2 protein-coding genes are annotated in these 1,056 nt (G+C 66.2%); both read left to right on the forward strand.

From position 1 onward, the window contains the following. Nucleotides 1-449: NAD-binding protein (locus FBY03_RS22940; RefSeq protein ID WP_147174650.1), on the forward strand; the 449-nt coding region annotated here is incomplete at its 5' end. A 344-nt stretch (nt 450-793) separates the two neighbouring features. Next, a partial coding sequence (locus FBY03_RS22945; protein ID WP_147174651.1) for a DUF4147 domain-containing protein occupies nt 794-1,056 on the forward strand: 263 nt, incomplete at its 3' end.

Raw genomic sequence — 1,056 nt, forward strand, 5'->3', positions numbered from 1 at the left:
TGCCGCTGTTCCAGGCCATGGGCAAGAACATCACCCTGGTCGGTGGCAATGGCGACGGCCAGACCGCCAAGGTGGCCAACCAGATCATCGTCGCCCTGAACATCCAGGCGGTGGCCGAAGCCCTGCTGTTCGCCGCCAAGAACGGCGCCGACCCGGCCAAGGTGCGCGAGGCGCTGATGGGCGGCTTCGCCGGCTCGAAGATCCTCGAAGTGCACGGTGAGCGCATGATCAAGGGCACCTTCGATCCGGGCTTCCGCATCAGCCTGCACCAGAAGGACCTCAACCTGGCGCTGGCCGGCGCCCGCGAGCTGGGCCTCAACCTGCCCAACACCGCCAACGCCCAGCAGGTGTTCAGCACCTGCGCGGCCATCGGCGGCAGCAACTGGGACCACTCGGCGCTGATCAAGGGCCTGGAACACATGGCCAACTTCTCGATCCGCAAGGAGTAAACGCCTTCGATCGTTGCCACGCTCCGGCGTGGGAACGCCGTTTAGGACGCTCCTGCGTCTGCTGTAGTGACGCAGAGCGTCACGGGCTACATGCCCACGCAGAGCATGGGCACAATCAGCAATGCTCAGCGTGGGAGCGCGCGGCATCTGCGTGCACCGAGCAACACATTGGCTGACGGACCCAAGGTAGGTTGGGGCCGTCAGCCGATGCCCCTTTCGATTTGCCCGGCAGGCGGTGTCACGGCCTGCCTGCCGGGTGGGTCGATTCCAGTCCACAGCACTTGCCAAGATGAGTGCTGCGGACTGCAATCGACGTTGATCCAGCGATAACAAGAGAGCCCGCCATGCCCATCGATCCGCACAGCCTGTTGCGCGACCTGTTCGCCAGCGCCATCGACGCCGCCCACCCGCGCCAGGTGCTGGCCGATTACCTCCCCGCCGAGCGTAGCGGCCGGGTCATCGTCATCGGTGCCGGCAAGGCCGCCGCGGCCATGGCCGAAGTGGTCGAGCGCGAGTGGCAAGGGGAAGTCTCCGGCCTGGTGGTGACCCGCTACGAGCACGGCGCCCATTGCCAGAAGATCGAGGTGGTGGAAGCCGCCCACCCGGT

Source organism: Pseudomonas sp. SJZ079, from assembly GCF_007993865.1.
In the GTDB taxonomy this organism is placed as follows: Bacteria; Pseudomonadota; Gammaproteobacteria; order Pseudomonadales; family Pseudomonadaceae; genus Aquipseudomonas.